Consider the following 22,596-nt stretch of genomic DNA (forward strand, 5'->3'; position numbering starts at 1 on the left):
GCGGGGCCGAGACCCGCGATTTCCAGCTCAGGCTTGCTCCCGCACATGCGACGCCGAGACTGCCTTCTGCTTATGCGCGGCCAGTTGCACGGCCTTAACGATCTCGGGATAGGCGCCGCAGCGACAGAGGTTCCCCGAAAGATAGTCGCGGATCTCATGTTCCTCCGGATCGGGGTGCTCTTCCAAGAGGCGCTTGGCCATCATGATGAAGCCCGGCGTGCAGAAGCCGCATTGAAAGGCGCCCGTCTCGATGAAAGCCTCCTGGACAGGATCCAGGGCGTCCGGCGTCCCGTGACCCTCGATCGTCTCGATCTCGGTCCCGTCGGCGAAGGCTGCGAGGTAAAGGCACCCCGAGACCGTCTCGCCGTCGACCCGCACCGTGCAACAGCCGCAAAGGCCCTGGCCGCAGCTTTCGCGGGCTCCGAAGAGGGCGAATTCCTCCTGCAGGAGCTCAACGAGCGTGTGGTGAGGGGCAATGCGAGCCTCGACGGGGCGCCCATTGAGCTTGAAGTTGATCATGCGGTCCATCAGGCGTCCTCGAGAGGCGACCGGGCAGCGGTGCGCAAGGCGCGGTAGACCGCTTCCGGCGTGATCGGCAGAGATGTGATGCGGATGCCGACAGCATCCTCGATGGCGTTGGCAATCGCCGGCGACAAGCCGAAGGTGGCGGATTCGCCGACGCCCTTCGCTCCGAAGGGGCCGCTCTGCTGTTCGGCCTGAACAGCCTCGTTCTCGATCCGCAGCGGGATGTCGTGAAAGGACGGGATCTTGTAATCCGCCAGGGAGGCGTTGGTGACCTGGCCGGCGTCGAACTCCATCTTCTCGGACATGGTGAAGCCAAGCTGCATGATGGCGGCGCCGGAGAGCTGCGTGTCGACGATCTCCGGGTTCAGAGGCGTCCCGAGGTCGGCGACATTGATCATGCGCAGGATGCGAACATGCCCGGTCTCGGTATCGACCTCGAGCTCGACCCCGCTGGCGCCGGTCATCCAGAAGGGCGTGACATTCTCAGACAAGCCGGTGTCATGATCGGGCGAGGAATAGGTCGGAATATAGCTGCCGACGCCGATGACGTTGCCAGCCTGCATGCCGTATTTCTTCTTGAACAGGCCGGAGATCGGCAGGTTCGACTGTTCCGGCTCCCCAACTTCGCGGGCCAGAGCCGCCAGCTTCATCTTCGCATCGTCGGCCGCGAGACGCACGGCATTGCCCATGTGGAAGGTCGAGCGCGAGCCCAACGTCGCCATGTCATAGGGGGTGACGTCGGTGTCGGGCCGGACGACGCGGATTTGCTCGGTGGGGATGTTGAGCACCTCGGCGACGATCTGGGCCATGGCCGTGTCCGAGCCTTGTCCCATGTCGACCGTGCTCGAATAGAGCGTGCAGCTGCCATCGGCGGACACATTGACCATCGCCACGGAGGTCGTCGGTGCGACGCTGGCCTTGAAGCCTATGGCGATGCCCCGTCCGCGACGCACGGGGCCGGTGCCGCGATCGAAAGGAGCCGACCAGTTCATGCGGGCCGCGGTGCGCTCCAGCACCTCCTCGATCGCCGCATCCTTCAAAACGGTGCCAGTGGCCTGCGGCCGGCCATTGCGCAGAATGTTCTTGCGGCGGATCTCGACAGGATCGAGGTCCAAAGCACGAGCGATGAGATCGGTGTGGCTCTCATAGGCCCAGACGAGCTGCGGAATGCCAAAGCCGCGCAAGGCCCCGGCAGGAGGACGGTTCGTATAGACGGCGGCGGATTCGAGATAGACATTGTCGATGTCATAGGGGCCGGCCGCCGTGAAGCCGGACTTCTGCGTCACGCGCGGACCGATATCGGCATAGGCACCACCATTCCACCACACATCGCAGCGGCGGGCGACCACACGGCCGTCCTTGGTCACGCCGCTCTTGATGCGGAAGGTCGTGGCGTGCTTGCTGATGGTATAGAACTGCTCTTCCATCGACAGCGCGACGCGGACCGGGCATTGGGTCATCAAGGCCAGAGCGGCCGCCAGTGCCTCCAGCTTGATGTAGAGCTTGGCGCCAAAACCGCCGCCCAGATGGCCTGTCTTCACCCGAATGCGATTCTCCGGCCAGCCGAGCAGGCGGGCCACCTCGATGCGAACGAAGGAAGGGCTTTGGGAGGCCGTATGGATGGTGAGTCCCGATCCGGTCGGCTCCCCGATGGAGATCATGGGCTCAAAAGGCGTATGCATCACCTGCTGGGTGGTGAAGGCATGCTCGAAGACGTGGTCGGCGCTCGCAAAGGCTGCTTCAACGTCACCGCGGACGAGCTTGTAATCCAGCGCCACATTGGTGTTGCGGACGCCGGCCAGATGCTTCAGGTCCGGAAAGGTCCCGGCCGGCCGGAGCTCGTCATGGACGTAAACGGTTGAGGCCGCCGCTTCCACCTCGTCATAGACCGCCGGCAGCTCCTCGTAATCGACCATCACCATTTGGGCCGCCTCGTCGGCGATATGGGGATCGCGCGCAAGGACCACGGCAACGGCCTCGCCGACATAGCGGACCTTGTCTATGGCCAAGATCGGCTGGTCGTGGAAGGCCGGTCCGAAATAGGGATGGGGGATGAGCTTGCGGACATCCTCGGAGGTGTAGACGGCGTGAACGCCCGGGAGCTCCGCGGCCGCCGACGTGTCGATGCCGGTGATGCGGCCATGGGCAAGGGTGCTGCGCACGATCTTGGCATGCAGCATGCCCGGCAGCCTGATGTTGTGGGTATATTCGGCGCGCCCGGTCACCTTCTCCTGGGACTCAAGCCGATGGACGGAGCGTCCAACTTGGCCATTGGGCTTCACTTTGTGCAACATCACTGAATAGGTCCCCGGCCTGTGGTGGCGACGGCCTTGGCCAATGCGCGGCCAGTGAACACCCGGACGAGCTGCTGCTTGTAGGGTGCAGAGCCGCGGGTGTCCGACATGACCTCCGCCTCTCCAGCGGCGCGTTCACCGGCTTCACGGAATAGCGCATCGCCAATGGCGGCGCCACGAACGGCGGCTTCGGCCTCGGTCATGCGGGTGGGCCGCTCGGTGGCGGCACTGACGACGATGCGCGCGTCGCGGATGGTGTCGCCGTCGAGATCCAGGGATACCGCGACGCCGAGGGCAGGCCAATCATCGGCGGAGCGGGTCGTGCATTTGATATAGGCGGAGACGCGATTTCCCTGGGCCGGAATGTGCAGGCGGCCGATCAGTTCGTCCGGGGCGAGGGACGTCTCGTAATAGCCGAGGAACAGATCGGCCATGGGAATACGCCGTTCGCCACCGGGACCATGCGCCGTGATCGCGGCATCGAGAGCCATGAGGACCGGCGGCAGATCCATGTGAGGATCGCCATGGGCCAGGTTTCCGCCGATGGTCGCCACGTTGCGCACGCGCCGGTTCGACAGGACCCGCAAGGTGTCGGCAAGAACAGGGAAGCTGCTCATGGCGTCGGCCGAACGCTCGAGGGCGCTGAGACGGACCAGGCTGCCCACGTCCAAACCACCTTCCGGGCTCAGCGAAATTTCCGAGAAGCGAGGCTCAATGCCTCGGAGCGACACCAGACGGGAGGGATGAAAGACACCGGCCTTCATCATCAGCATGAGGGCCGTGCCGCCAGAAATCGGACGAATGGTCGGATCGTCAGGATCGAGAAGACCAATCGCCTCGGACAGGGTGGTCGGCTCCGCCAGTTCGAATGGGGTCATGCCGCGGCTTCCGACTGCTCAAAGGCCGCGCGCAGCTTGGCGGTGAAGTTGCGCTCCATCTCGCGGGCCTTTGACTTGAGAACGGGCTGGCCGAGGGCGCCGAGCTTGCCTGCAAGGGACACGTCAATGGAATAGGCTATGGCCGTATCCTCGCCGCGCTGCTCCAGATGTGCTTTGGAGGCACCGGTGAGGCGGCCGACGATGCCAGAGGGGACGCCTTCGACCTTCGCCTCGATCACCTCATGGGGCTCCATGCGCGTGACTTCCACCGCGACGTCGAATTTGAAGCGGATATAGGCGACCCGGGTTTCCATCACCGCCGTGTAATGGGTTGGGTCGACCTCCTGCAGATCGCGCACGCCCTCGACACAGGAGGCGAAGAACTGCGCGTCCTTCAGGGCATCATAAACGGCTTCGCGCGTGGCGCGAACGGTGATCTCACCGCTGAAATTCATCGACTCGTCTCCTGCATCAGCTGGCGGAGCTCACCCGCCACACTGTCGGGCGCCTCCAGCGGCGTCAGGTGCCGCTTGGAAGGGAGGATATGAAGCTGGGCGGTCGGAATCGCCGCCTTCATGGCCTCCGCCATGGCGACGGGCGTCGCATAATCCTCTTCGCCCACCAGAATGCGCACCGGAACTCTGATCTGAGGCAGTGTCGCCCGCTTGTCACAGGCACCCAGCATGTGGCAGGTGCGGGCGTAAGCCTTGGGATCATTCGCGAGGAAGACGTCCACAGCATCCTGGACGATGGCCGGGTTGTTCTCGCGAAACGTGTCGCCGAACCAGCGCGTCTTCTGAAAATCAACGAGGGCACCGAGGCCACCTTCCAGCGCCTTCTGCGCCCTGCCTGCCCATTGCTCCGGCGCGTCATCACCATAATGTGCGGTCGTGTCGATGAGGCCGAGGCCCTCGACCCTCTCGGGATAGGCCGCCGCAAAGGCCAGGGTTACGCACCCCCCCATGGAGGCTCCCGCCACAAAGGCGCTGTTCCAGCCCACCGCGTCCATGACATCGGCGAGATCATCGGCGAAGAGCTCCACCGTGTAGGGCGCATCCGGCTTGTCAGACGCGCCATGACCGCGGCAATCATAAACCAGCACATCGGCCGCATCGGCTAGGCGCGATGCCACGGCATCCCAAAAGGAATTCGTCATAGCCAAGGAGTGGATCAACACGATCCGCTTTGGATGACCGCCGCCGTGAAGGGCATATTGAATGCGGGTTCCATCGCGGGTCTCCACGGAGCCCGAGGTACTTTGACGGTGGTTTGTGGTTGCGGACGTTTCGCTCATTCTACCCTAAATGCTTATCATTGTTCTTCAGGGGCGGCTTTGCGACGCCACCCATAGGCCCGAACTTATAGCTACAGGTCTCCGGCGACGCCAAGGGATGGTTTTCATGAGGGGTATGAAAAAGCTTCATCAGGCAACACGCGCCGGACGGCGGCCGGCGGGCGTCGCGGTCGCGTACATGATGTATTTTCATGCCCTCATTCAAAAGCCTCACTTGTGTCGACCCCCTCGTTTTCGGCAATTAGGCTACGGAAACCCGTCTGCCCGCTGAATGCGCAAAGCGCGCCAGCCCCACCAGGGAGGAAAACAATGGATAAAAAGGTTTCAGATGGTCCGCCGGTTGCACATTACGACTTGCATATTGACGGGCGGGACGTGCCTTGCGACCGGGTCATGGATTCATTCAATCCCTATACCGGAGAACGCTGGGCGGTGGTTCCAGACGGGCAGGAGTCCGACATCGACGCCGCCGTTGCCGCCGCACGCCGGGCCTTCGACGAGGGGCCCTGGAGCAAGCTGACGGCGACCCAGCGCGGGGCGTTGATCCGCAAGCTCGGCGACATCGTCGCACGGGATGCGGAGATCCTGGCGCGGATCGAATGCAACGACAATGGCAAGCTCTATCGCGAGATGCTGGGCCAGTGGCGCTACATCCCTGAATATTTCTACTATTTCGCCGGAATGGCCGACAAGCTCCAGGGCGATGTGGTGCCTTCCGACCGCACGAACTTCTTCATCTATACGCGGCGCGAGCCGGTCGGCGTGGTCGGGGCCATCACCCCCTGGAACTCGCCGGGATTGCTGCTGGTCTTCAAGCTGGCGCCCGGGCTCGCCGCCGGCTGCACCTTCGTGGTGAAGCCCTCGGAGCACACGCCGGTCTCGACGCTCGAACTGGCCAAGCGGTTCAAGGAAGCCGGCTTCCCGGACGGCGTGTTCAATGTCGTCACCGGCCAGGGGACGCTCGGCGCGGCCCTGGTGAAGCATCCGGGCATCGACAAGGTCGCCTTCACAGGGGCCACGGCCACCGGCAAGCGGATCGCGGCATCTGCCGCGCAGAACCTGACGCGGGTCTCGCTCGAACTGGGCGGCAAATCGCCGAACATCGTCTTCGCCGATGCCGATCTCGACGTTGCCGCCAATGGGGCCATCGCCGGCATCTTCGGGGCGACGGGGCAAACCTGCATGGCGGGGTCCCGCCTGCTGGTACAGGACAGCGTGCATGATGAATTGCTCGAGCGCATCGTCGCCCGCACCAAGGAGATCCGTCTCGGGAACCCCATGGACGAGGCCACGGAGATGGGGCCGGTGGCGAACGAGCCGCAATATCACAAGGTGATGGAATATATCGACGTCGCCAAAGCCGACGGGGCCAAGCTCTGTTGTGGCGGAATCGGAGATCCCGACCTCGGCGGGTTCTTCGTGCAGCCCACCGTGTTGTCCAACGTCACCAACGACATGCGGATCGCCCAGGAGGAGGTGTTCGGACCGGTCCTGAGCGTGATCAAGTTCAGCGACGAAGAAGATGCCATCCGCATCGCCAATGACACGCGGTTCGGCCTCGCCGCCGCGGTCTGGACCCAGAATATCCACCGCGGGCATCGCGTTGCGCACCGGCTGCGGGCCGGGACCGTGTGGATCAACGCCTATCGGGTCGTTTCCTTCGCCACGCCTTTCGGCGGGTTCAAGGAAAGCGGGCTCGGCCGTGAAAACGGTGTGGATGCGATCCGCGAATATACCGAGACCAAATCGGTTTATGTCGAGCTGACGGGCGAGCCGCGCGATCCCTTCAAGCTCGGGTGAGGCCTTGCCGAGGGCGGTGCCGCTGCCGCCCTCGGCTCGCTTATTTGCCGAACTCCGCATCAGTCGAGGTCGTCTATTGGCGGCCGCTGCAGGCGATTGCCGCACACTATCTCGACAAGACGATGATTTCCCATGGACCGGGGAGGAATTTCTCTCTATGGCCCCAGATAAGCGAGGAATTCAGGGGGCCTGGAGGCGCGCGCAGAGTGCGGAGACATCTACCGTCGATGAAGGCGCTGCAGGCGTTCGAAGCTGCCGCGCGCCATCTCAATTTCACTCGCGCAGCCGTCGAACTCAACCTCACGCAGACCGCCATCAGTCATCAGATCCGCAATTTGGAAGAGATGCTGGGGGCGAAGCTCTTCGCCCGGGGGCTCGGCAAACTGCAGTTGACCCAGGCGGGCGAAAGCTATCTCGCCGCGGTCAGCCTCGTCATCTCCGAAATATCGCTGGCGACGGACCGTGCCACCTATGAGCAGCGCGACGACACGCTGACCATCGGATGCCTCGGAACATTCCTGATCAAGAGCCTGCTGCCGAACGTCACCGACTTCATGCAGCGGTTTCCGGACCTCAAGCTGCGGTTCAAGACCCTCGTTCCCAATGCCCCGCCCGCCCGCCCGGAATATGACGTCGCCTTCCAATATGGGGTGGGAGACTGGTCGGGCGTCACGGTGCACAAGCTCGGCGACGAGGAGGTGTTCCCCGTCTGCAGCCCCAGGCTGCTGGCGCAGGGGCCGCCTCTCACCAAGCCTGCCGACCTGCAGCATCATATGATCGTGCGATCCGGATCTCCGCTGCTGGTGCGCGACGACTGGCCCTTCTGGCTGGAAAGGGCGGGGGTGCCGGATCTGGTCTTCGATCGCGAGATCAGCTGCGACCTCCTCTATCCGGCCTTCCATGCCGCCATCGAAGGGCTCGGCATCGTCATGGGCCGGTCCGCGGTCGTGGGGCACGACATCGCGGAGGGGCGGCTGATCGAGCCTTTCAACATCCGGGTGAGCTCCCCGTCCGCCTATTATCTGCTGATCCCGCAGGGGCGCGAAATCCTGCCAAAGGTCGCCGCGTTCCGGGAGTGGGTGTTCGAGTATTTCCAGCCCCGGGCCTGGGACAAGGAGCCGGCGGCGCGCCTCGTGCCCCGTTAACATGGCACTTATTGCCCCTCCCCAATGCGCGCGATCCATGCTCAAGTCGGCATGAAGGCTGGAGGTGCGGATGACGCTTGAATTGGACCCTGGGGATCTCGCGCTGCTGAACGGGGAGGCGGGACCTGCCGCGGCCGCGGCCATGAAGATCCTGAGCAGTTTCGCCAAGGCGGTGCGAGCGGATCGGCTGCTGGACATCTCTGCAGCCCATATCGACGGCTGCCTCTATCTCGGGCAGGCGAGCCTCGATTTCGCCGAGCGGCTCGCCGCCGGCGGGGGCCGGGTCGCAGTCCCGACCACGCTCAATGTCGGTTCGCTGGACCTCATCCATCCGGAACTGATGCAGATGACGGAGGAGGCGCAGAAGCCGGCCCGGCGCCTCATGCAGGTGCATAAGGAGCTGGGATGCCTGCCGACATTCACCTGCGCGCCCTATCAGACGCAGTTCCGGCCGCGCTTCGGCGACCAGATCGCGTGGGGGGAGTCCAACGCCATTGTCTTCGCCAATTCGGTGATCGGCGCGCGCACGAACAGATATGGCGACTTCATCGACATGTGCTGCGCGTTGACGGGACGCGCGCCCGCCTGGGGATTGCATCTCGACGAGAACCGGCGCGGCCGCATCCTGTTCCGGCTCACGGGGTTCCCGACATCGCCCGAGCCAACCGACGCGCTGTTCGTCGCCGTCGGATTGGTCGTGGGAAAACTCAGCGGCGACCGCATCCCCGTGATCGAGGGCCTGCCGCCGCCAAACAGCGAAGACCAGCTGAAAGCCCTGGGGGCTGCGGCCGCCACGGTCGGCTCGGTCGGTCTCTTCCATGCCGTGGGGATCACGCCGGAAGCGGGCAGCGTCGATGACGCCTTTCAAGGCCATGCACCGGACGAGACGATCCTCGTCTCGCAGGCTGATCTCACCGATGCGCTGCGACATCTGTCGACGGTCCCCGACGGGACGCCGATCACGGCGGTTTCCCTGGGCACGCCGCATTTTTCCAGAGCAGAATGGAAGCAGCTGCTGCCGATCCTGCGCCGCATCGCGCCGGCCAGAGGCATCCCGATCTATGTGAATACGGGCCGGGCGACCCTTGAGCAGCTGGTGGGCGAGGGGGATTTCGAGGGGACGGAGGCCTTCACTCTGCTTCCCGTGGCCGACACCTGCACCTATACGACCGCGATCCTGAAGCGGCTGGACGGTGCGGTGATGACGAATTCGGGCAAATGGGCCCATTATGCGCCCGGCAATCTCGGCGTCTCCGTTGCCTTTGGCGGGATGGAGGACTGCATCCTTTCCGCGGCCGAGGGACGGGTCGTGCGGAGGCTCGCATGAGACGCCTGGGAGACTTTTGGCCACGGGGCAGGCTGAGGGCCCGGCCCTCGTCCTCTCCGAAGCGCTCAGCTTCTGGGGCGGGATCGACGCCGCCACCGGCACGATCATCGATGCCTCCCATCCGGAGGCCGGCGTCAGCGTCACCGGTCGGGTGCTGGTGATGCCCAGCGGGCGCGGGTCGTCCTCGTCATCATCGGTTTTGACGGAATCGATCCGCAGGGGTACCGCACCGGCGGCTCTCCTCCTCGGCAGTCCGGACCCGATCCTCACGGTCGGAGCAATCGTCGCCGAGTTTCTCTATGACGTGCGGTTTCCCATCGTCGTCTGCGATCTCGAGGGCATCGCCTCCGGCGACAGGGTCGAAATCGGGGAGGGTGAGGCAGGAGAAGCGATCGTCATCAGCTGAGCCCCTGGGCGCAAGACCGCCCGCGCTCAGTCCCAGCGACGCTCGTCATGGATCACCTTGCCATCCAGGGGCAGGGAGCCCGTGGCCACCAGCTCCACATCGCCGCGAAGCTTGGTGACCGCGCGGAGGCTTGCGGCGACAGCATCCTTCAGGGCTTCATCACGGATGGTGCTTTCCGCGCGCAGGAGCATAGCGTCCTGCTCGTTGGCGCGGGTGACGACCAAACGCAAGCGGCCGAGTTCTGGATGCCGCTTGCCGATCTCGGCGATCTGGCCGGGCTGGACGAACATGCCCTTGACCTTGGCCGTCTGATCGGCCCGGCCGAGCCACCCCTTGATGCGGGCATTGGTGCGGCCGCAGGCAGAGGCGCCGGGAAGCAGGGCCGACAGGTCGCCCGTCGCCAAGCGGATCATGGGATAGAGATCGCTGAAAGTGGTCACCACCACCTCGCCGATCTCACCTTCGGGAACCGGGTCGCCCGTGCCGGGGCGCACGATCTCGACGATCACGTCCTCGCTGATCACCATGCCTTCGAGGGCTTCCGTCTCATAGGCAACCATGCCGACCTCGGCCAAGGCATAGCATTGGCGGACGTCGACGCCGCGGCTTGCGAGCTCCTCGCGCAGGGAGGGCGGCAAGGCGGCGCCGGAGACTTGCGCCTTGGCGATCGAGCCGGGGGTGCCCGTCGCCTCGCAACGGTCCAGGAGGATCTTCAGGAAGTCCGGCGTTCCGGTATAGGCGTTGGGGCGCAGATGGCCGATGGCCTCGACCTGCAGGTCGACATTGCCGGGACCGCCGGGGATCACGGTACAGCCGAGCGCGCGGGCTGCCGTATCCATGATGAAGCCGCCCGGCGTCAAGTGATAGGCAAAGCAGTTCAGAACGAGGTCGCCCTTGCGGAATCCGGCGGCGAAGAGGCCGCGGGCGGCGCGCCAGGGATCGTCGCCTTCCTTCTGGGGCTCGAAGATCGGGCCGGGGGAGGCAAAGATGCGGACCGGCGGCGTGCCACCGGTGGTCGCGAGACCCGCAAAAGGCGGGTTAGCGCCTTGCAAAGACTTCAAGTCACTCTTGCGCAGGAGGGGGAGCTGAGACAAGGCCGCGCGGGAGGTGATGGTGCGCGGCTCGATCCCGGCCAGATGCGTCTTCCAGCCGGGCGCACGTTCCATGACCGCCGCTATGAAGGCCGGCAGCCGCCCGAGGAGATCGCGCTCGCGCTGATTAGGATCGCGAGTCTCAAGGGCGTCGTAGAATTCGGCCATCACGCGTCTCCACCGTCGGCTCCAGGATGTGGCCCATTCTCCATGAGACCACATCCGTTCGCAATGCGGAGCATGATCACCGGGACGAGGCCTCGCGCAAGGCCGTGAGCGTCGTCGTCGGCGTGATGGCTTCGGGCGAGAGCTTGCAATGCAGGATCGTCGGGACCCTGGATTTCAGTGCGCGCTGGAAGGCGGGAAGGAACTCGTCCGTCCGCTCGATCGTCTCGCCCTCGCCGCCAAAGGCCCGGGCATAGGCCGCGAAGTCCGGGTTCTTCAGATCGGTGCCGGAAACGCGGCCAGGATAATGACGCTCCTGATGCATGCGGATCGTCCCATACATGCCGTTGTCGATGAGAATGACGATGATCGGCAAGGCGTATTGGACGGCGGTCGCGAATTCCTGGCCGTTCATGAGAAAGCAGCCGTCGCCGGCAAAGGCGATGACGGTCTTTTCGGGCGCGATGCGCTTGGCGCCCACGGCCGAGGGAATGCAGTAGCCCATGGAGCCGCTGGTCGGAGCAAGCTGGGTGGCGTAGGAGCGGAAGGGCCAGAAGCGATGCAGCCAAGTCGCGTAATTTCCGGCGCCATTGCAGAAGATCGCATCGGCGGGCGCGGTCTCCCGCAGCTGGGCCATGATCTCCCCCATCTGCAGGTCGCCGGGGACCCGGACTGCCTTGGGATCGCTCCAGCGGACATAGGATGAGTGTGCGTCAGCGCAGCGCTGGTGGCGTGAATTGGAGGGTGCGGGCAGGTCCAGATCGCCAAGGCCGGCGGCGAAGGATGCCGGAGAGGCGACGATGCCGAGGGTCGGGTGATAGAGCTTGCCGATCTCCTCGGCACCGGGAAGGACGTGGACCAGCTTCTGCCGCGGCTGCGGGATGTCCAAAAGAGTGTAACCCTGAGAGGGGATTTCCGACAGCCGACCGCCAATGAGGAGGAGCAGGTCGGCGCCCTTGATCGAGGCCAGGAGGTCGGGGTTGGCGCCGAGGCCCAGGTCACCGCCATAGCACTCATGATCGGCGTTGAAGAGCATCTGCCGGCGGAAGGAACAGTAGACGGGGATCTGGGCGCGGGCGGCAAAGGCCTCGAACTGCCGGACTGCTTCGGCGGACCAGCGGCTGCCGCCGAGGATCGCCACGGGTCGTTCCGCGTCCTTCAGGAGACGTGCGAAGGCCTCCCATTGCGACGGAGAGGGATAGGCGTCGGAGGCCGGTGTCGGGCTGGCATCGGGGACCATCGCCGTGTCAGTCAGCATGTCCTCGGGCAGCGAGATGACGACGGGTCCCGGCCGGCCGGAGGCGGCGACGTGAAAGGCGCGGGAGACGAGCTCCGGGATGCGGGCCGCATCGGTGATCTCGACCACCCATTTCGCCACCGAACTGAACACCGCGACGTAATCGAGCTCCTGAAACGCATCGCGGCCCAGGGCGGAACGTTCGACCTGGCCGACGAAGAGGAGCATCGGCGTCGAATCCTGCTGGGCGATATGCAGGCCGGGAAAGGCGTTCGAAGCGCCAGGACCGCGGGTGACGAAACAGATGCCGGGCTTGCCCGTCAGCTTGGCGGAGGCTTCCGCCATCATCGCCGCCCCGCCTTCCTGGCGGCAGACGGTCAACGCAATACTGCTGTCATGCAGCGCGTCGAGAACGGCGAGATAGCTTTCGCCGGGCACGCAAAAGGCATGCTCGACGCCGTGAGCGGCAAGCTGGTCGACGAGGATCTGCCCGCCGGTTCGTTCAAGGGTCATCTTTCAGGTTCCATGAGCCAGTGGGCATCGGCCGGCATGCGGCCCGGGACAATCGTCATCTTACGCAGTCGGTGATCAGTGGCGAGACTTCACCTCGCGGCGACGGCCGTGAAGGATCCACTCCGTGTAGCCGTTCGGCTGTGCTGCTCCTTTGAAGACGAGGTCGCAGGCACCCTGGAACGCGGGGCCGTCGAAGCCCGGCGCCATGGGGCGATAGAGCGGATCCCCAGCGTTCTGGCGGTCGACGATTTCGGCCATGCGACGCAAGGTGCTCATGACCTGGTCCTCAGAGACGATGCCGTGGCGCAGCCAGTTGGCGATATGCTGGCTCGAGATGCGCAAGGTGGCGCGATCCTCCATGAGGCCGACATCGTGGATGTCGGGCACCTTGGAGCAGCCGACGCCCTGATCCACCCAGCGGACGACATAGCCGAGGATGCCCTGGCAGTTGTTGTCGAGCTCCTGCTGGACCGCCTCGGGCGCCCAGTTGGACTGCGAAACAGGAATGGTCAGGATATCGGCCAGTTTCGCCGGGGGGCGCTGGCGAAGCTCCGCCTGCCGCGCCTGGACATCGATCTCGTGATAGTGCAGCGCATGGAGGGTCGCTGCCGTGGGAGACGGCACCCAGGCGGTGTTCGCCCCCGCCTTGGGATGCCCCGACTTCTGCTCCAGCATGTCCGCCATGCGGTCGGGCGCGGCCCACATCCCCTTGCCGATCTGCGCCTTGCCGGGCAGTCCACAGGCCAAGCCGACGTCGACATTGTTGTCCTCATAGGCCTTGATCCAGGCCGTCGACTTCATGTCGTTCTTGCGGATCATGGGGCCGGCCTCCATGGAGGTGTGGATCTCGTCGCCGGTGCGATCCAGGAAGCCGGTGTTGATGAACATGATGCGGTGGGCGGCGGCGCGGATGCAGGCCTTCAGATTGACCGTGGTGCGCCGCTCCTCGTCCATGATGCCCATTTTCAGGGTGTTGCGGGACAGGCCGAGCAGGTCCTCGACGGCGGCGAACAGGTCGCTTGCAAACACCACCTCGTCAGGGCCGTGCATTTTCGGTTTGACGATATAGACCGAGCCGGACCGGCTGTTGCGGATCGGGCCTGCGCTGCGCAGATCATGCAGGGCGATGAGGGAGGTGAAGGCGGCATCGAGGATGGTTTCAGGCACCTCACGTCCGGCTTCATCCAGGACCGCGTCCGTGAACATGTGATGGCCGACATTGCGGACAAGCATGAGGCTGCGTCCATGGAGGCGGAGTTCTCCTCCTGCCGGCGCGTGATAGATGCGGTCAGGGTTCAGCCGCCGCTCCACCGTGCGGCCGCCCTTGTCGAAGCTTTCCACGAGATCGCCCTTCATCAGGCCGAGCCAGGTGCGATAGATCTGGACCTTGTCGTCGGCATCGACGGCAGCCACGCTGTCCTCGAGGTCCATGATGGTGGAGACGGCCGATTCGAGAATGACATCGGCGATGCCGGCCGCATCGTCGGCGCCAATCGGATGGGTGCGGTCGATGCGGATGTCGACATGCAGGTTGTTGTGGCGGAGGAGGATTGCCGTGGGCGCGGCTGCATCGCCCTGGTAGCCGACAAACCGGGACGGATCGGCAAGGGCGGTCTCGGAGCCGTCGGTGAGGCTGACGACCAAAGCGCCGGCTCGAACAGCATAAGCGGCGGCGTCGCCGTGGCTGCCCTTCGCGAGGGGGGCCGCCTGGTCAAGAAATTCACGGGCGCGCGCCACCACCTTGGCGCCGCGCGCCTTGTCGTAACCGCCGGCCCGACCAGCGTCGGCGTCCTGGGGGATGGCATCGGTGCCGTAGAGGGCGTCATAGAGGCTGCCCCAGCGGGCATTGGCGGCGTTCAGGGCATAGCGCGAGTTGGAGACGGGGACCACGAGCTGCGGGCCCGCGATATGGGCGATTTCATCATCGACGTTGGAGGTCGCCACGGCAAAGTCGCGAGGCTCCGGCAGGACATAGCCGATGTCGCGCAGGAAGCGGCCATAGTCTTCCGCGTCGAAAGGCTTGCCGGATTGCGCTCGGTGATAGTCATCGATCTCGGCCTGGAGCGTGTCGCGCCGCGCCAGCAATTCGGCGTTGCGCGCAGCGAATACACGGATGATGTCGGCCAAGCCGGTCCAGAACGCATCCGCTGCGAGGCCGGTGCCAGGCAAAGCCTCGCCTTCAGCAAATTGCTGCAGAACCTCGGCAATCTTCAGCCCCGCCCGATCTACATGAGTCATCATCTCTCCCGCCTATCCGAACAGCCTGCCCCGCCATCATCTGTTCTTCTCGGGGCGCGGCATGTGTTATGGCAAAAAGAGGCCGTTCCGTCAGACTGTTTTTCCTCGCAGGCGGTATTTTTCCGCCTTCACCGCCGCTTATCGCATTTTGACACTGTTGAATTGACATGCGATTCCCTGATAGCAACAAAGCCCGTGCTGCGCGCCGCAGCCGCTGCAGAAAGAAGTCAAGATGAGCGTCCTGCAACTGGGCACTCTGGAAAAAGCCAACAAAATCCTCGACCTGTACAACGACAATGCCGAAAGCTTCACATTCTCGGAAATCGTCGAGAAGACGGGGCTGGAAAAGGGGTCGGTGCAAAGGCTGCTGTTCACGCTGCAGCATCTCGGACTGCTGAGGCGGCATCAGCGATACAAGCGATACAGCCTCTCGCCGCGGTTCATCTCCTACGCCGTCTCATTTCTGCAGGCGGACCCGCTCATGGCGCAGGCGATGAAGCATCTCGAACCCCTGGCGCGGCAGACGACGCAGAATGTCAGCATCACGCTGATGGACGGGGTGCATGTCTTCTACCTCAGCCGGATCCCCAACCTGGTCAGCCATGATTTCGCGCTGCTGCCGGTACGCCGCTATGCCTATTGCACGGCCGGCGGACGCGCCATCATGTCCCGTCTGGCGGAGGATGACGTGGAGCGGATGCTCGCCCATTCGCCGCTGCGGAAGCTCACGAACCAGACCATCATCGACGTTGACGAGCTGAGGCGCATCATCGCCGTCGCCCGGGAGGAGGGGGTCGCCTGGCAGGATGGCGAGGTGCTGGAGATGGAGCTCGGTGTCGCAGCCCCCGTGCTGGGAGACGGGGACGTGCCGGTGGCGGCAGTCACCATCTCCGTGGACAAAGAGCGCTACACCATCGAGGCGGCGCTGGAAAAGTTCGGCCCGATGGTCCGGGCGGCCGCGCACGACATGTCCAATCCGGGACTTTCCGCCGGACGCTTCCCCCCGTCCTGGGGATGAGCCCAGGCTCAGGCGACCTGCTGGACAGGGGCCGCCGTTTCCTCCCGCAAGGCTTTCTCGACCAGCGGGACGACGTCCCGACCGAAGCGCTCCATGGACCGTAGAGCAGCCTTGGCCTCGATCCCCGCCGGCCACATGAAGCAGCTCAGATCGGTGATGCCATTGGTGCGGATCTCGTTCACCAGCCGCTCGGCCACGACTTCCGGTGCACCGATCGGGACGCTGGCCTGGATGGTGGCCAGGGATGGCTCTCCCTCGACCGGGAGGTCCTCGATGACATGGCCATTCAGGGTCTGGGCTCCGACCCGCATATGGCCTGCGCAACGGCCGGCATAGCGAATCCCGGCGGCCACGCGTTCCAGCTCCGAACGGTCTTCGGACACATAGACATAGCGTTGCGCGGCGAAGGGGCGACCGGCGAGGCTGTGGCCGGCTTCAGCGTATTTCTCGCCCACGAAATCATGCATCTTGGTCAGGGCGGCCGTATCGCCCCAGCCGACCGTGATGAAGGGAACAGCTCCCGTCGCCACGGCATGATCGATGATCTCGGGCGACCAGGACACGAAGAAGGTGTCGAGACGGCGCGGCTTATACAGCGAGATGGCCTGGGGAACGGCAGGCAGAGTGTAGAACTTGCCGGAGAATTCGAAACGGTTCTCGTGCACGGCCTGATCGACGATCCGCCAGATCTCCAGCATGCGCTCCTGGCGTTCGGAGAGGTCAGCGCCGAAGGCGTCGAACTCGAACCGCTGATAGCCGGAGCCGAGACCAAGAACGGCCCGGCCTTCGCTCAGTTGATCGAGCAGCGCCACTTCCTCGGCCAGGCGGATGGGATTGTAGAGGGGGGCCACGATCACCGCGGGGCCCAAGCGGATCTTGTTCGTCTCCCGGGCTGCCGCCGCCGCCATCATCAAGGGCGAGGGACAGAGGCTGTAATTGGAGAAATGATGCTCGGCAAACCAAGCGATGTCGAAGCCGATCTCTTCCGCGAGGCGGGTGCAGTCGAGGGCGCCGCGATAGACGTCCCGCTGATCCAGGTTCCACTGGTTCATGAGATTGAAGAGGCCGAACCGCATCGATCGCTCCTTTATCGGAATGAGGTCCTCAGTATCGCTATTCAATAATAGCCTGTCAACCGGCAGGAGACGTCGCTGGACTCAGATGCCGACGATCGTCTCGCCACCGTTCGGGCTGATGGTCTGGCCGGTGATGAAATCAGATCTCGGCGAGGCCAGGAACGCGACGGTGTAGGAAAGCTCGCGTGGTTCGGCGTAGCGCGCCAGGGGGACGCGGGACATTTTCGCGGCCATCTTCTTCTCGGCATCGGGCTGGGAGAGGACCATCTCGGTCACCACGCCGCCGGGCGCCACCGCGTTCACATGGATGTTCCAGGGTGCAAGCTCGACGGCCCAGGCCTTCGTGAGGCCGAGAAGGGCCGCCTTGGCACCGCAATAGGGCGAGGCATAGTGATGGCCGACCATGCCCCAGATCGAGGAGATGTTGATGATCTTGCCGCTGCGCTGCTGCTTCATGGTGGGGATCACCGCCTTGCCAGCGAAGAACGAGCCGCGCACATGGACGCCGAACGTGCGATCGAAATCCTCCTCGGTCGTCTCCTCCAGCAGGGGCTCGCCGCCGATGCCGGCATTGTTGACGAGGATATCGACGCGACCATAGCGCTGGATCGCCTTGTGCAGTTCGGCCATCAGCGTGTCGGTGTCGGCGACGTCGCAGGCAATGGCGACGGCCTCACCGCCCTTCTCACGCACCAGCGCCGCCGTCTCCTCGGCACGATCGCCGACAATGTCCTGAGCCACGATGATGGCCCCGCGCTCCGCCATCAACTGGGCATGCGCCCGGCCCATGCCTGCGCCAGCGCCCGTGATGATGGCCACTTTCTTGTCCAACTCGCCCATGATCGTCCCCTAAACTCTCAAACGCCGATGATGGTCTTGCCACCATTCGGACTGATGACCTGGCCAGTGATGAAGGATGCCTCGTCGCTCGCCAGAAAGGCGACCGTCTCGGAGATCTCCTCGGGTTGAGCCCAGCGGCCCAAGGGCACCTTGCGCTCCTCTTCGCGCACCCCCTCCTCGCCGAGATTGTCGATGACCATCTGGCTCCAGACACCGCCAGGGGCGATGGCGTTCACCGTGATGTTGGAGGGGGCCAGTTCCTTCGCCCAGGCCTTCGTCAACCCGAGGATGGCGCCCTTGGCGCTGATATAGTCGGAGGCCATGTTGTGTCCGGCCTGAGCCCAGCGAGAGGAGACGTTGATCACACGCCCCCAACGGCGCTGCTTCATGGAGGGAGCGGCGGCGCGGGTGCAGAAGAAGGTGCCTTTGACATGGATGTTGATCATCCGGTCGAAGTCTGCCCGTTCGATGTCTTCAATCACTTTGTCGAGGCCGAAGCCGGCATTGTTGACGAGGATGTCGATACCGCCGAAACGGGAGGTGACGTCGGCGGCCATGCGATCGATCTCGGCCACGCTCGAGATGTCGAAGACATAAGACGCCACCGTTCCGTTTGCGGCCTTGACCTGGGATTCGGTCTCGGCCAGCCCCTTGGGGTTGATGTCCTGGATGACGACGGTGGCCCCGCGCGCGGCGAAATGCTTGGCATGGGCGCGGCCCATGCCGGACCCCGCTCCCGTGATGACGACAGTTTTTCCGGCAAACGAATCCATGGGCTACTTTCCTTCGACCAATAAGGTGTCGCGGCGACTCCAGCCGATCTTCACCGGCTCCCCCGGCTGCATCAGGAGAATATCAGGGTGGGAGGGAATCCGCGCCGTGATGAGGTGTCCGGTGCCGTCCAGGCGAATGCGATAGCGCACGCTGCCGGTGGTGTAGACTGTATCTTCGATCCTGCCCCCGAAGCTGTTGTCCAGCGTGGTGGCGGCCTCTCCGATCACGACACTTTCGGGCCGAATGCACAGCGCTTCGCCACGACCGCTGGCGGACATGGCGGCGACGGTCGGCCCGTCGGTGATCTGCACCGTCACCTGGCCGTCGGCAGCGCTTTGGACATCCTTCACGGGAAGCAAGGTCGCCTCGCCAAGGAAGCTCGCCACGAAGACCGTTTCGGGCCGCTCGTAGAGCGTACGCGGCGAGCCGATCTGCTCGATGGCGCCGTTGCGCATTATGGCGATGCGATCGGCCATGAAGGCGGCCTCATGCTGGTCGTGGGTCACGTAGATGACCGTCGCGCCCAAGGCATGCTGGAAGTTCTTGATCTCCTCCTGCATCTCCTCGCGCAGGTTCTTGTCGAGCGCACCCAAGGGCTCGTCCATGAGCAGGAGCAGCGGATCATAGACGGCGGCACGGGCGAGCGCCACGCGCTGCTGCTGGCCTCCGGACAGTTCCGAAGGCCGCCGGCCGCCGAGACCCTCGAGCCGAACCATGGCAAGGACGCTGTCGACCTTCTCGGCAATCTCAGCCTTGGAGCGACGCCGCATCCGCAGGGGAAAGCCGATATTCTCGGCCACGGTCATATGCGGGAACAGGGCATAGTTCTGGAACACCATGCCGAAATTGCGATGATAGGGGGCGGTGGAGACGACGTCCACGCCGTCGACGGCGATGGAGCCGTCGCTGGGCGTGACGAAGCCCGCGGTGATGCCGAGGAGGGTCGACTTGCCCGAGCCGCTCGGTCCGATGATGGCGAAGAACTCGCCGGCTTCGATCCTCAGGGACGTCGGTTGCAAGGCGCAAAGGGAGCCATAGCTCTTCGTGACGCTCTGGAACTCGACGACGGCGCCGGTGCGTTTTGAGTGCGGCGAGACCAGTCCCTCCCTTTCCGTGTTCGTCAAAGACGTCATTCGAATGCCGCCTTCTCTTTGCCGCGACCATAGCGATTGACGATCGCGGCGGCTATGAGCAGCGAGATGGTGATGAGCAGCAGGACCACGGTCGCTGCGGCGATGACGGGGGTCATCTGATAATTCAGCTGCTCCCACAGCAGGCGCGGCACGGTGCGGGTGGCTGGGCTGGTGAGGAAGATCGCCAGGATCAACTCGTCGAAGGAGAAGGTGAAGGCGAAGATGAAGCCGACCACCATGCCGACCCGGATCATCGGGAAGGTGACGAAGCGGAACGTGTTCCAGGGATTGGCGCCGAGGGTCATGGCCGCCATCTCGTAAGTGGGCGCGTAGCTGCGCAATGATGCCGAGACGGTGATGAAGACCAGCGGCAGGCAGACCACCGTGTGGCCAAGCAGGATCGCGGGATAGCTGCCGATGATGCCGAGTTTCACCATGATCGGGAAGAGACCGATGGCGAGGACGATCTGCGGCAGAATCAGCGGCGCGAGCATGAGGGCCGACAGGGGCCTTCTGCCCCTCATGGAGCCGCGGACGAGGGCCAGCGCGGCGAGCGTGCCGAAGATGGTGGCGAGAAGGGCTGCGGGAACGCCGATCTTGATGCTGTTGAAGATGGCGATCCGGTAATCCGCGCTGCCGGCGAAAGCCTCGTACCATTGCAGCGACCAGCCAGGAGGCGGGAAGCTCAGGAAGGTGGCGCTGGAAAAGGAGAGCGGCACGATCACCAAAGTGGGAACGACGAGATAGACCAGGACCAGGACCGAAAAGGCCGTGATCCCTGCGCCGACGACGCGCCAATGGGCCGAGGTCGTCATGCGGTCTCTCCCGCGGGACGTCCGCCGCCGGTGCTGCGCAAGGCACGCTCATAGAGGATGAAGAGGGCGCAGGTGAGAATCAGCAGAATGGTGGCGAGGGCGGAGGCGAGCGGCCAGTTCAACAGACGGGAGGCCTGTTGCTCGATCAGCACCGCCACCATGGTTCGCTGGCCGCCCAAAAGGGCCGGCGTGATGTAGAAACCCAAGGAGGTGATGAAGACCAGGACACAGCCGGCGCTGATGCCAGGCAGCGACAAGGGGAGATAGACGGACACGAACTGGCGCCAGGGATTGGCCCCCATCACCGAGGCCGCGCGCAGGAGATTGCCATCGATGCCACGCATGGCGCTCAGCAGCGGCAGGATCATGAACGGCAGCATGATGTGCATCATGGCGATCTGCATGCCGACGCCGTTGCTGACGAGGCGCAGGGGCTTTTCGATGAGGCCCAGATCCATGAAGGCCTCATTGAGAACGCCCCGCCGCTGGAGGATGACGATCCAGGCATAGGTGCGGATGACCGTGCTGGTCCAGAAGGGGATCAGAATCATGCCGAGGCATAAATGCAGGAGATTGCCGCGCAGGCGGCTCACCATGAAGGCGACGGGATAGCTCAGGATCAGCGCGCCGAGCGTGACCTGCAGCGCCACTTGGAATGTGTAGAGCAGGACCGAGACGGTGGCGCCATTGGTCACCACCTCCCGATATTGGGTCAGGCCAAGCGTGTCACCGGAGAGGCTTTGAATAAAAACGGTCGCCAGCGGCACGATAAAAAAAGCGGTCAGCAGCAGCAAAGGCGGCAGCAGCAGCAAGGCATTGCCGCGGCTGGGCGACCAGGCACGACGCCGGAGGCGATGCGGCGGGGAGGCCGCCGCATCGGACTTCGGTACTGGCGGCATCCTCAGCCCAGCAGCCACTGATTGAACTTGTCGAAGACTGCAGGACCCTGGTCTGCCCAGTAGTCGAAGTTCTGGAAGACGGCGGTCTTGTTGTTCTCCGGCGAATTCGGAAGCATGGCCAGCGTCTTCTCATCCAAGAGCGGGAAGGTCTTGGTGTTCACCGGTCCATAGGGGATCGCCTTGCAGAAGGTCGCCTGATTCTGGGCCTCGACCATCGTCGCCAGAAGCTCCATGGCTTCCTTCTTGTTCTTGGCGCCCTTGGGGATAACCATGGCGTCGCAAACATAGAGCGCGTTGTCGAAGGTGTAGTCCACCGGCTGGCCGTCGATCTTCGCCTGGAAGACGCGGCCGTTCCAGACGGTACCGACATCGACTTCGCCGCCGATCACCAATTGGGCAGCCTGGGCACCGGAGCTCCACCAGGTCAGATCAGGCTTGACCTTGTCGAGGGACTTGAAGGCCAGATCGAGGTCGATCGGATAGAGCTTGTCGCGCGGCTGGCCGCCGCCCATGGCTGCGACCTCGAGGGTCTGGGGCGCGAGCTTCCACAGGCTGCGCTGACCTTCCTTGGCGGCGGGATCAAAGAATTCCTGCCAGTTCTTGGGACGCGTCTCGGCGTTGAAGGCATTGGTGTTCCACGCCATGACATAGGCCGCGACGTCGACGAGGGTATAAAATTCCTGAGCCGCCTCCGGCAAGAGGGAGGACTTGTCGACCACTCCGTAGTCGATCGGCTCGAGCAGGCCCAGCCGGGCGAGGGCGGCCGCTTCCGTGGCGTCAATGTTCAAGATGTCGACGTCGACGGCATTGTTGTCGACCATCGCCTTGACGCGCGCCGTATCCATATAGGGGGCACCGAGAATCTGGATCCCCGATTTCTTCTGGAAAGGCTCGAAATAAGCCACCTTGAAGGCTTCCTCCAAGGCGCCACCGGAATTGGGCACGGTCATGGTGGAGGGCTTGGCCCGAAGGATGGACGGGAAGCCCGTCACCAAGCCCGCCGCGCCGAGGCCCATGCCTGCGAGCATCGTTCGCCGGCCAATGACGGGGCCAGACGAAAGGCTCGTTCCAGAAATGTCAGATTGATCAGTCATCGCACCACTCCCTCTGTTTTTGATTTCTGTATGC

At 64.1% G+C, this 22,596-nt stretch carries 20 protein-coding genes; 5 read left to right on the plus strand and 15 right to left on the minus strand.

Annotation, left to right across the window (positions count from 1 at the left end; genetic code table 11):
* Positions 1–27 precede the first annotated feature (27 nt).
* From FKM97_RS04875 to FKM97_RS04895, 5 genes are read right to left on the minus strand one after another with little or no spacing between them, the layout of a single operon-like run.
* A complete protein-coding gene (locus FKM97_RS04875) occupies positions 28–528 on the minus strand; it encodes a (2Fe-2S)-binding protein (RefSeq protein ID WP_143958049.1) in 501 nt (166 codons plus the stop codon).
* Positions 528–2,819 (minus strand): xanthine dehydrogenase family protein molybdopterin-binding subunit, encoded by a 2,292-nt coding sequence (locus FKM97_RS04880; protein WP_144291632.1) that lies wholly within the window; start codon positions 2,817–2,819, stop codon positions 528–530. The genes FKM97_RS04875 and FKM97_RS04880 overlap by 1 nt, the downstream gene beginning before the upstream one ends.
* On the minus strand, positions 2,819–3,697 hold the full coding sequence (locus FKM97_RS04885) for an FAD binding domain-containing protein (protein WP_143958050.1): 879 nt from the start codon (positions 3,695–3,697) through the stop codon (positions 2,819–2,821). The genes FKM97_RS04880 and FKM97_RS04885 overlap by 1 nt, the downstream gene beginning before the upstream one ends.
* Positions 3,694–4,152 carry an SRPBCC family protein gene (locus FKM97_RS04890; RefSeq protein WP_143958051.1) on the minus strand — a complete coding sequence of 153 codons (459 nt, stop codon included), beginning with the start codon at positions 4,150–4,152 and terminating at the stop codon, positions 3,694–3,696. The genes FKM97_RS04885 and FKM97_RS04890 overlap by 4 nt, the downstream gene beginning before the upstream one ends.
* Complete coding sequence (locus tag FKM97_RS04895; protein ID WP_143958052.1) at positions 4,149–4,991, minus strand: alpha/beta fold hydrolase; 843 nt, start codon at positions 4,989–4,991, stop codon at positions 4,149–4,151. Before FKM97_RS04895 ends, FKM97_RS04890 begins: the two co-directional genes overlap by 4 nt.
* A gap of 309 nt (positions 4,992–5,300) precedes the next feature.
* Between FKM97_RS04895 and FKM97_RS04900 the strand changes: the two genes are divergently transcribed.
* From FKM97_RS04900 to FKM97_RS04915, 4 genes are all read left to right on the plus strand, one after another.
* The gene (locus FKM97_RS04900; RefSeq protein ID WP_143958053.1) at positions 5,301–6,791 is read left to right on the plus strand and encodes an aldehyde dehydrogenase; all 1,491 of its coding nucleotides are present in this window, start codon (positions 5,301–5,303) and stop codon (positions 6,789–6,791) included.
* A gap of 122 nt (positions 6,792–6,913) precedes the next feature.
* Positions 6,914–7,936 carry a transcriptional regulator GcvA gene (gene gcvA / locus FKM97_RS04905; protein WP_281290078.1) on the plus strand — a complete coding sequence of 341 codons (1,023 nt, stop codon included), beginning with the start codon at positions 6,914–6,916 and terminating at the stop codon, positions 7,934–7,936.
* A gap of 70 nt (positions 7,937–8,006) precedes the next feature.
* Positions 8,007–9,263: an aconitase X gene (locus tag FKM97_RS04910; protein WP_143958055.1), complete on the plus strand. Its 1,257-nt coding sequence runs from the start codon at positions 8,007–8,009 to the stop codon at positions 9,261–9,263.
* 16 nt (positions 9,264–9,279) lie between these two features.
* Positions 9,280–9,669: an aconitase X swivel domain-containing protein gene (locus FKM97_RS04915; RefSeq protein WP_246104939.1), complete on the plus strand. Its 390-nt coding sequence runs from the start codon at positions 9,280–9,282 to the stop codon at positions 9,667–9,669.
* Between the two features lie 26 nt (positions 9,670–9,695).
* Here FKM97_RS04915 and FKM97_RS04920 read toward each other — a convergent pair whose 3' ends face one another.
* The 3 genes from FKM97_RS04920 to FKM97_RS04930 all read right to left on the minus strand — a co-directional run bounded on the left by FKM97_RS04920 (position 9,696) and on the right by FKM97_RS04930 (position 14,913).
* A complete protein-coding gene (locus FKM97_RS04920; protein WP_143958057.1) occupies positions 9,696–10,928 on the minus strand; it encodes a phenylacetate--CoA ligase family protein in 1,233 nt (410 codons plus the stop codon).
* A 76-nt stretch (positions 10,929–11,004) separates the two neighbouring features.
* Positions 11,005–12,675: a thiamine pyrophosphate-binding protein gene (locus tag FKM97_RS04925; protein WP_143958058.1), complete on the minus strand. Its 1,671-nt coding sequence runs from the start codon at positions 12,673–12,675 to the stop codon at positions 11,005–11,007.
* Positions 12,676–12,750: 75 nt separating this feature from the next.
* The gene (locus tag FKM97_RS04930; RefSeq protein WP_144291633.1) at positions 12,751–14,913 is read right to left on the minus strand and encodes a malate synthase G; all 2,163 of its coding nucleotides are present in this window, start codon (positions 14,911–14,913) and stop codon (positions 12,751–12,753) included.
* Between the two features lie 232 nt (positions 14,914–15,145).
* Between FKM97_RS04930 and FKM97_RS04935 the strand changes: the two genes are divergently transcribed.
* A complete protein-coding gene (locus tag FKM97_RS04935; protein ID WP_143958059.1) occupies positions 15,146–15,931 on the plus strand; it encodes an IclR family transcriptional regulator in 786 nt (261 codons plus the stop codon).
* 8 nt (positions 15,932–15,939) lie between these two features.
* Here the strand turns inward: FKM97_RS04935 and FKM97_RS04940 are convergent, their stop codons facing one another.
* The 7 genes from FKM97_RS04940 to FKM97_RS04970 form a co-directional block, all read right to left on the minus strand.
* Positions 15,940–17,007, minus strand: a complete 1,068-nt coding sequence (locus FKM97_RS04940) for an LLM class flavin-dependent oxidoreductase (protein ID WP_143958060.1) — start codon at positions 17,005–17,007, stop codon at positions 15,940–15,942.
* A gap of 81 nt (positions 17,008–17,088) precedes the next feature.
* Positions 17,089–17,847, minus strand: coding sequence for an SDR family NAD(P)-dependent oxidoreductase (locus tag FKM97_RS04945; protein WP_143958061.1), 759 nt, complete (start codon positions 17,845–17,847; stop codon positions 17,089–17,091).
* Between the two features lie 17 nt (positions 17,848–17,864).
* Positions 17,865–18,620 carry an SDR family NAD(P)-dependent oxidoreductase gene (locus FKM97_RS04950; protein WP_143958062.1) on the minus strand — a complete coding sequence of 252 codons (756 nt, stop codon included), beginning with the start codon at positions 18,618–18,620 and terminating at the stop codon, positions 17,865–17,867.
* Positions 18,621–18,623: 3 nt separating this feature from the next.
* Positions 18,624–19,754, minus strand: a complete 1,131-nt coding sequence (locus FKM97_RS04955) for an ABC transporter ATP-binding protein (protein WP_143958063.1) — start codon at positions 19,752–19,754, stop codon at positions 18,624–18,626.
* Positions 19,751–20,569 (minus strand): ABC transporter permease, encoded by an 819-nt coding sequence (locus tag FKM97_RS04960; RefSeq protein ID WP_143958064.1) that lies wholly within the window; start codon positions 20,567–20,569, stop codon positions 19,751–19,753. The genes FKM97_RS04955 and FKM97_RS04960 overlap by 4 nt, the downstream gene beginning before the upstream one ends.
* The gene (locus FKM97_RS04965; protein WP_143958065.1) at positions 20,566–21,468 is read right to left on the minus strand and encodes an ABC transporter permease; all 903 of its coding nucleotides are present in this window, start codon (positions 21,466–21,468) and stop codon (positions 20,566–20,568) included. The genes FKM97_RS04960 and FKM97_RS04965 overlap by 4 nt, the downstream gene beginning before the upstream one ends.
* Before the next feature lie 2 nt (positions 21,469–21,470).
* A complete protein-coding gene (locus FKM97_RS04970; RefSeq protein WP_143958066.1) occupies positions 21,471–22,562 on the minus strand; it encodes an ABC transporter substrate-binding protein in 1,092 nt (363 codons plus the stop codon).
* Between the last annotated feature and the right edge of the window lie 34 nt (positions 22,563–22,596).

The organism is Rhodoligotrophos appendicifer, from assembly GCF_007474605.1.
Classification (GTDB): Bacteria; Pseudomonadota; Alphaproteobacteria; order Rhizobiales; family Im1; genus Rhodoligotrophos; species Rhodoligotrophos appendicifer.